The organism is Streptomyces sp. NPDC048825 (assembly GCF_043198355.1).
Taxonomy (GTDB): Bacteria; Actinomycetota; Actinomycetes; order Streptomycetales; family Streptomycetaceae; genus Streptomyces; species Streptomyces xiangluensis.
Genome location: NZ_JBICUR010000022.1, coordinates 136,246 through 144,387, shown reverse-complemented (window position 1 = coordinate 144,387; position 8,142 = coordinate 136,246). Strand labels below are relative to the sequence as shown.

Annotated in this window: 5 protein-coding genes and 1 pseudogene; 3 read left to right on the top strand and 3 right to left on the bottom strand. The window is 70.2% G+C overall.

Annotated elements, in window-relative coordinates; translation table 11 throughout:
* The first annotated feature begins 55 nt into the window (after nucleotides 1-55).
* The gene (locus tag ACGFNK_RS38930) at nucleotides 56-451 is read left to right on the top strand and encodes a hypothetical protein (RefSeq protein ID WP_393423856.1); all 396 of its coding nucleotides are present in this window, start codon (nucleotides 56-58) and stop codon (nucleotides 449-451) included.
* Nucleotides 452-501: 50 nt separating this feature from the next.
* Here ACGFNK_RS38930 and ACGFNK_RS38925 read toward each other — a convergent pair.
* Nucleotides 502-781 (bottom strand): annotated as a pseudogene (locus tag ACGFNK_RS38925) (phospholipase); the annotation flags it as partial.
* Between the two features lie 354 nt (nucleotides 782-1,135).
* Here ACGFNK_RS38925 and ACGFNK_RS38920 point away from each other — a divergent pair.
* The gene (locus ACGFNK_RS38920) at nucleotides 1,136-2,953 is read left to right on the top strand and encodes an amino acid transporter (RefSeq protein ID WP_393423853.1); all 1,818 of its coding nucleotides are present in this window, start codon (nucleotides 1,136-1,138) and stop codon (nucleotides 2,951-2,953) included.
* 292 nt (nucleotides 2,954-3,245) lie between these two features.
* Here the strand turns inward: ACGFNK_RS38920 and ACGFNK_RS38915 are convergent, their stop codons facing one another.
* The gene (locus ACGFNK_RS38915; RefSeq protein WP_393423850.1) at nucleotides 3,246-6,185 is read right to left on the bottom strand and encodes a BTAD domain-containing putative transcriptional regulator; all 2,940 of its coding nucleotides are present in this window, start codon (nucleotides 6,183-6,185) and stop codon (nucleotides 3,246-3,248) included.
* Nucleotides 6,186-6,335: 150 nt separating this feature from the next.
* On the opposite strand from ACGFNK_RS38915, the gene ACGFNK_RS38910 reads away from it, so the two are divergent.
* Entirely contained in the window at nucleotides 6,336-7,382 is a 1,047-nt protein-coding gene (locus ACGFNK_RS38910; protein WP_393423847.1) for a class I SAM-dependent methyltransferase, read from the top strand.
* A gap of 37 nt (nucleotides 7,383-7,419) precedes the next feature.
* On the opposite strand, the gene ACGFNK_RS38905 is transcribed toward ACGFNK_RS38910, so the two are convergent.
* Nucleotides 7,420-7,869, bottom strand: a complete 450-nt coding sequence (locus tag ACGFNK_RS38905) for a hypothetical protein (protein ID WP_393423844.1) — start codon at nucleotides 7,867-7,869, stop codon at nucleotides 7,420-7,422.
* Between the last annotated feature and the right edge of the window lie 273 nt (nucleotides 7,870-8,142).

Sequence of the window (8,142 nt, the reverse complement as noted above, 5' to 3'; positions counted from 1 at the left end):
GGATGCGGTCACGGAGGCGCGCCTCCCTCCAGGTGAGCTCGTTCAAAGGACCCGCATGAGTCAGATGCCCGGCAGCGTCAAGTCCGTTTGCGCCATGCTCCTCGTCATAGGTGCGGGGTGCCTTGTCCCTGCTCTGTGGTTCGTCACGGACGCTGTCACCTTGGAGACCGGCGCCATGGGGGAGCTGATCGTGGGCCTGCTGCTCCTCAAGGTGTTCCTGTTCGGGGCGCTGGCCGTGAGCTCGATCGTCATCGCTGCGAAGTTCGGTCGCGGCGGCAATCGCGTCCGCATCGGAGCGGTTGTCGTCGGCTCAGTGATCACCGCCCTCTGCGCGATCGGTGTGCTGGTCCACGATGGCTCCTGGAGCTTTGGTGCCGGAGCCGGATTCCTGGTGATCGCCCTTGCGACCAGTCAGGATGCCAGAGACTGGTTCGACCGGTGGCCTCGGTGACGAAGCGCGCCGAGAGCAACGCCGCCGTACGCCGTGGTCTTGTCCTCGGCGAGGAAGCTGACGGCGGGCAGGCTGCCGGCCTTGAGGGAAGCGTCGAAGTCGGTCAGGTCGTAGTTGTGGTTGGCCCGCCCGCTGTGCCCCACCTCGGCGATGCTCTTCCGGGCCAGGTGGTGCGGGTTGGCGGTCGACTTGTATTAGGCGAAGGCGTTGTGGTGCGGGCTGTAGTCCTCCACCGCCGCGCCGCCGACGTTGGTGTGGGTGGTACTGGCGCACTTCGGGTAGTCGCCGCTCGTACCGTCCCAGGCGGGTGGAGGGCCGGAAGCCTCCGCGAGGGCGCGCACGGTCGACGGTGTGTGGCCCCCGGTGGGTCGGCGCTTCCGAGAGGTCCGCATACTCGGTGATCGTCGCAGTGCCGTGAGTGCCGTGAGTGTCGTGAGTGTCGTGAGTGCCGTGAGTGCCGTGAGTGCGGTGACTGCTGTGACCGGCGGGCTGAGCAGGTAGAAGGGTTGTTGGGGGATATGAAGGACGCGAACGAACTTGCCGTGCCGGAAGTGGTGGCCAGTCCCGTTCTTCGGGCGCAGCCGAGCGGCAGGCCTGGCGCGGTGGTTGCTGCGCCACCGAGTGCAGCCGGTCGGGCCGGCTGCGGGTGAGGGGCATACCGAGCCGCACGCCTGGTGGAAGGTGATGTGTCTGACGGGCGTGGACTACTTCTCCAGCCTGGCTTATGTGCCGGCGATCGCGGCGCTTGCGGCCGGGGCGGTGTCGCCGTTGGCGACGTTGCTGATTGTGGCGTTGACGCTGGTGGGGATGCTGCCGATGTACCGGCGGGTGGCCCGGGAGAGCCCGCACGGAGCCGGGTCGGTGGCGATGTTGGAGGATCTGCTGCCGTTTTGGCGGGGCAAGCTGTTCGTGCTGGTCCTGCTCGGTTTTGTCGCCACGTCGTGGATCATCACGATCACCTTGTCCGCGGCGGACGCCTCCGTCCACATGGTGGAGAACCCCTACCTGCCCGATGCCCTGCGCGGTCATGAGGTCGCCATCACGGTGGCGTTGTTGCTGGTGCTCGGAGGGGTGTTCCTGCTCGGTTTCAGCGAAGCGGTCAGCGTGGCCATCCCGCTGGTCGCGGTCTTCCTGGTCCTCAACGCGGTGGTCATCGCCGTCGGTTTGGTGGACGTGTTCACCACGCCGGGGGCGTGGTCGGCGTGGACGGACGCGCTTGGCGAGGGGGGAGGCGGACTCGGCGATCTGGCGGGGCCGGCGCTGGTGGCGTTTCCGCTGCTGGTGCTGGGGCTGTCTGGCTTCGAGACCGGGGTGAGCATGATGCCGCTGGTGTCCGCCGACGGCGCTGATCCCGAGCAGCGGCTGCGCTCACGAATCCGCAACACCCGCAGGCTGCTGACCACCGCCGCGCTCATCATGAGCGTCTACCTGCTGTCCGCGAGCTTCGTGACCACCGTCCTCATCCCGCACAAGGAGTTCGAGCCCGGCGGCGAGGCCAACGGCCGGGCCCTGGCCTGGCTGGCCCACGAGCACGTCGGGGAGGCGTTCGGCACCGTCTACGACGTCAGCACCATCTTGATCCTTTGGTTCGCGGGCGCCTCCGCCATGGCGGGGCTGGTCAACATCGTCCCGCGGTACCTGCCCGACTATGGCATGGCCCCGGAGTGGGGACGGGCGGTACGCCCGGTCGTGATCGTCTACACCGTTCTCTGTGTCCTCATCACCATCGCGTTCGACGCCGACGTCGATGCCCAGGCCGGCGCCTACGCCACCGGCATCCTGGCCATGATGGTCTCCGGCGCCTTCGCGGTCACCGTCTCGGTCGTACGCCGCCGCCGGCGCGCGGCCGCCGCAGGCTTCGCACTGCTCACTGCGGTCCTGCTCTACGCCCTGGTGGCCAACATCGTCGACAAGCCCGACGGCATCGCCATCTCCGGCATGTTCATCGCCGGCATCATCGCCGTGTCGCTGATCTCCCGGGTCTCACGCACCACCGAACTGCGCGCCGACCGCATCGTCTTCGACGAGGCCGCCCGCCGGTTCATCACCGACACCCTTGCCCACGACAACTCCATCAACATCATCGCCAACCGGCGTCAGGCGGGCGATGGCGCCGAGTACTCCGGCAAGGAGCGCGAGCAGCGCGGCAGCAATCCGGTGCCCGCCCCGGCCGATGTGCTGTTCGTGGAAATCGATGTGGTCGACCCGTCCGACTTCAGTGAAGTCCTCGCTGTACGCGGAGTCGAGGTCGACGGCTACCGCATCCTGCGCGCCGAGGCACCGGCCGCGCCGAACGCCATCGCCGCGATTCTGCTCGCCCTGCGCAACGCCACGGGAGTTCAGCCGCACTGCTTCTTCGCGTGGGCCGAAGGCAGCCCCCTGATACACATGTTCCGCTACTTCCTGCTCGGCCGCGGCGACACAGCTCCGGTCACCCGCGAGATCATCCGCAGCAACGAACCCGACCCCGACCGCCGCCCCGGCATCCACGTCGGCGGCTGACCCCGCGCTCCGTCTGGCGAAGACGACGCCCAGGGCCTGTCGGTCGCCGAGGACCTCCGGTCGGGATGCGCCGACTGGGGCTTCATCGGAATCAGCGTCGCGTTCATCGTCGGGCTCGCCGGCACAACCTTCAGCCGGTCGATCGGCGCCTATCGACGGCTTGCCGCCGAGTAGCGAGGTGATGGACTACTACGACGGCAACACCGTCACCGGCCTGTGGAACGACGCCCATAGAAAGCAGCAGACCCGAACTGAGAGCGGTAAGCAGCTGCCGAGCTGCCCTCAAGGGCTGTCATGGTCGTCTGAGGTTCCGCTCGATCGCCTGCCGTGCCGCTTCGAGGACGGCCGGCCGGCCGGGGATCGGTTTCGCTGCGGCGGTCGCGGGGTGCGCGGTGGGTTCGGCGCCGTGAGAGCGGTCTGGGGCGGGGCGGGTGCCCTCTACGGCGGGTGCGTCGGGGGCCTGGTCGGCCGCGGCGTCGATCAGGGCCGCCGGTTCGTCGTCGCCGAGCCGGCGCAGCAGGTCGGCGAGGTTGCGCAGGGCGGTCCACAGGTGGGTCCAGTTGCCGTTGCGGGCGAAGTACTCGATGGCGTCGCGGTAGCCGTCCAGCGCCTCGTCGACCCGGCCCGCACAGGCGCGTACCGAGTGGAGCCCGACGGTCGCGACGCCGACGAGGAAGGTGGCGCCCGAGGTGCGGGCCAGGTCGATGGCACGGAGGTAGTGCCGCTCGGCCGACTCGGTGTGGCCCGCGAGGCTGTCGATCTCCCCGGCGACGTAGGCGCCCCACGAGAGCATCGAGGGCGACACCGCGGCGGTCAGCCCCCGGTCGTTCAGTCTCCGCGCCTCCTCCAGATCGCCCGCGTAGGCCATCGCGAGGGCGGCGATCCCGAGGCTCTCCCGCTGCGGGCCGACGAGATCGACCGCGGCGAGGCAGTGCTCGACCACGTCGTCGTAGGCGCCGCGAGCCAGGTCGGCCACCGAGAGGACCATCAGGCAGTGCCATGATCCGGCGCTGTCGGCCGCTTTCTCCAGCCCGGTACGGGAGAGCTGGTCGGCCCGGCGGTAGTCGCCGCGGTGGTAGGCGGCTTCCGCCGCGACTCCGAGCACGGCCACAGCACCCGGGTGGCCGGCGAGCGCCGGGTCGTCGGCCAGTTCCTCCGCCCAGTCGCGAATCTCGACGAGATCGCGGTAGGCGACCGCCTCGAACAGCGCGACGACCATCGCCACGGCGTCGTCCAGAGATCCCTGGCCGCGGACCAGCCGCCACGCAGCCCGCAGGTTCGGCAGTTCGCGGCGCAGGACGGCGTCGGCCTCGGGCTCCCGCTCGGTGTCCATGACGGTGCCGATCCATGAGGTCAGCTCGACGGCCCAGCGCAGCATGCGCTCGGCCGCGGCCTTGTCCTCGCCGGCCGCCGCGAGCCGGTCAAGACCGAAGGCCCGCAGCGTCTCCAGCATGCGGAACCGGGTGGCCCCCTCGAAGGAGGCCTCGACCATGGAGGCGTCGACGAGGCGGGCCAGAGTGCTTCCGGGGTCGCTCTCCAGGCCCAGGCCGGCGGCGAGCCGCTCCGCGGTGTCGAGGTCGACACCGTCTACGAAGACCGACAGATGCCGGAACAGCCGCCGTTCGTCCTCGGTGAGGAGCTGGTACGACCACTCGACGGTCGCGCGCAGCGTCCGGTGCCGGGAATCCGCGCTGGGGCTGCCCCCGCCGAGCAGGTCGAGCGAGCGGTCGAGGCGGCCCCGCAGATCAGCCAGGGAGAACGTGGACAGCCGGCCGGCCGCGAGCTCGATGGCCAGCGGCATCCCGTCGAGCCGGTGCACGATGTCGGCGATCGTACGCAGCTGTGCCGGCGTCGGTGGCGGCCCGGGGCGAACCCGGCGGGCCCGGTCCAGGAAGAGCGCCACGGACGGAACCCGTGAAGGATCCTGGTCGGGGTGGGGCAGCGGCAGCGGCGCCAGCCGTGAGACATGTTCGGCCGCCAGACCGAGAGGTTCGCGGCTGGTGGCCAGCAGGGAGATTCCGGAGCACGTGGAGAGGATCGTGTCCACCGTGTCCCGTACGCCGTCGAGCAGGTGCTCGCAGTTGTCGATCACCAACAGACCGGGGCGGTCGCACAGCACGGCGACGCAGGCGGACAGAACGTCGCCCCGGTCGACCTTCAGGTTCAGGGCCGCCGCCAGCGCGTGCGGGATGGCGGCGGGATCGGTGACCGGCGCGAGCAGCAGCACCGTCACCGTGCCGCTCTGCCCCGCGACCTCCAGGGCGACCCGGGTCTTGCCGACGCCGCCGGGACCGACGAGCGTGACCAGCCGCTCGGTCGCCAACAGCCGGTGCAGGGCCGCGACTTGCGCCGCACGGCCGATCAGCCGGGTGGTCGGCCGGGTCGGCACCACGGGCCCGGCGGCCATCCCGGGCAGGGTGGGCACCCCCGGCCGGGCGGGCACCTCGCGCAGGCCGGACGCCGAACCCTCGGCGCCTGCGATGATCTCGCGCTCGAGCTCGTCCAGCGCGGGTGAGGGATCGAGGCCGGTCTCGTCGACCAGCCGACGCCGGTATTCCCGTCCGACGCGCAGCGCGTCCGGCGCCTGCCCTGTCGCCGCCAGCGCCCGCATGAGCAGGAGGACCGCGGGCTCGCGCAGTGGGTCGGCGGCCGATGACGTGGCAGCGAGGCCAAGGATCCGGTCGGCCTGTCCCGCGGCGACGGCGACCGCGATCAGCGCGTCTGTCACCTCGCGGCGCAGCAGCGCGTACTCCTCGACCGCGGTGGCGATGGGCACGATGTCGGTGAGGTCGGCGAGAACTGGGCCTCGCCACAGCCCGTGCGCCTCTTGAAGCAGGGCGAACGCGCCGGCCGGGTCGCGCTGTTCCGTCGTACGCGCCGTCGCGAGCAACGCACGCGCCTGCGCGACGTCCAGTTCGTCGCGTCCGAGTGCGAGCCGATAGCCGTCCTGCCGCGTCTCTAGCCGGGCCACCGCAGGACCGAGGTGTCCGCGCAGCCGGGACACCTGGTTGTGCAGGGCCTGACGCCCTGATTCAGGTACCTCCGACGGCCACAGCGCGTCCATGAGATGGTCGACCGTCACGGTCCGGCCCTCGGCGAGCGCGAGCAGCGCGAGCACCGCACGCCGCTTCGGACCGGGTACGTCGACGGGGGCACCGCCGACGAGCAGCCGCAGCGGCCCGAGCACCTCCACACGAACCAACGGCGACGGCGACAGACGCCCGACTGCCATGGGAACCCCCGTGTCCGGCACGCTCGTGCGACGAGGACGAACTGGGTCTGTTAGCACGACGATAGCCCGTGCGAGGGCTGTGACAGGTCGCGCGCCAATCCTTTCTGTCGTGACCGGCAACGAGCCGGTTCGACAAGAAGGAGAACTGGGATGGACCACGAGAAGGTCAACGAGTTCCTGGGCCGGTTCGTGACCGACCTGGGGGCGACCGAAGCCGCCGGATCCGTCGCGATCGGCCATCGGCTCGGGCTCTACCGCGCACTCGCGGAGGGCCCCGCGACGCCCGAGGAGTTCGCCGAGCGCACCGGGTGCCACCCGCGCTACCTCACCGAGTGGCTGCGTGGACAGGCCGCCGGCGGGTACGCCGACTACGAACCGGCAACCGGTCGGTTCGCGCTGACCGAGGAGCAGGCATTCTGCCTGGCCGACCCGAACGGCCCCAACGTGCCCGCGGCCTTCCTCGCCGCTCTGGGGATGCTGCGCGCCGAACCGCGGATCGCCGAAGCGTTCCGCACCGGAGGCGGCGTCGGCTGGCACGAACACCACGAGGACGTCTTCGTCGGGGTCGACGCGTTCTACCGGCCCGGCTACGTGGCCGAGCTGATCCCGAGCTGGATCCCGGCTCTGGAGGGGGTCGACGCGAAACTGACCGCCGGCGCGCGCGTGGCCGACATCGGCTGCGGTCTCGGCTCCACGTCACTGCTCCTCGCCGAGGCCTACCCGCGCACCACCGTCGTGGGCTCGGACTACCACGGCACGTCGATCGAGCTGGCCCGTAAGAAGGCCTCCGAGGCCGGGGTCACCGACCGGGTCACCTTCGAGGTGGCCACCGCGCAGACCTTCGCCGGCACGGACTACGACCTGGTGATGACGTTCGACTGCCTGCACGACATGGGCGATCCGCTCGGCGCCGCCCGGCGGGTGCGGGAGGCGCTGGCCCCGGACGGCACCTGGCTGCTGGTGGAGCCGTTCGCCTCCGACACGGTCGAGGACAACTTCAACCCGGTCGGCCGGCTCTACTACAGCGGCTCCACGTTCCTCTGCGTGCCCAACAGCCTGTCCCAGCCGGGCGGCTATGCCCTGGGCGCACAGGCCGGCGAGACCGCTGTCCGCCAGGTGATCACCGACGCCGGTTTCACCGGGTTCCGCCGCGCCGCGCAGACGCCGTTCAACGTGGTGTACGAGATCCGGCCGTGAGCCGGTGGGCGATCCGACCGTGAGACGGATGCGGCGGTCATGCTCGCCCACGACCGCCGACCGGCCGGACGACCTCGCCCTTGCCGCAACGGCCCACGATGCGCATGACCACGGACGGCGGAAGCGGCCGACGGCCGCTTCCGCCGCCGCGAATCAGCAGAAATCCGCTTACCAGACGAATGAGGAGTATGAGCAGCCACCATACGAACCTGGCCAGGCCGCGCCGCAGGAGCGTCATGCTGACTGCGTCGATGCTCGTTGGCGGCGTGCAGGCCACCGGTGCGGCACCAGCCGACGCCGCGGTGCCAGGGCTGATCCGGACCACCCACCCCATGACCCAGCTGGACTCGGCGTCATCGAAGGCACGGACGCCGGAATGCCCGCGGGGGGCGGCGGCCGCGTCGTCGGTCCTGCCGCGGGAGTGATTCCGGCTCCGCACCCTGCTACCGGTCACCACCCGTACGCGCAGCTCAGAGGACATTTTCACGAACCGCGCACCTGTCCCCGGCGTACAGCCCGACTCGTCTGCTTCTATGGCCCTGACCTGGGGGTTTACCCGGGGCAGGGCCATTTCTTGTTTCGAATCCCGGCGGGAGCAGAATGTCGGCTGACGTGGTGATCACGCCTCTATGAACTGCCTCCTGGGTCGTCGGTAGTTAGACCGATATAGCAAGCTCTGACTCCACGCTGAAGCGAACATGTGGCATCTGTCAAGACGGATGCCTGTCATCTCTGCGTATTCATGCACCTTTTCCGGAAA

Coding starts and splice junctions, on each gene's coding strand:
- ACGFNK_RS38930 (WP_393423856.1), top strand. CDS start 56: ATGAGTCAGATGCCCGGCAGCGTCAAGTCCGTTTGCGCCATGCTCCTC.
- ACGFNK_RS38920 (WP_393423853.1), top strand. CDS start 1,136: ATGTGTCTGACGGGCGTGGACTACTTCTCCAGCCTGGCTTATGTGCCG.
- ACGFNK_RS38915 (WP_393423850.1), bottom strand. CDS start 6,185: ATGGCAGTCGGGCGTCTGTCGCCGTCGCCGTTGGTTCGTGTGGAGGTG.
- ACGFNK_RS38910 (WP_393423847.1), top strand. CDS start 6,336: ATGGACCACGAGAAGGTCAACGAGTTCCTGGGCCGGTTCGTGACCGAC.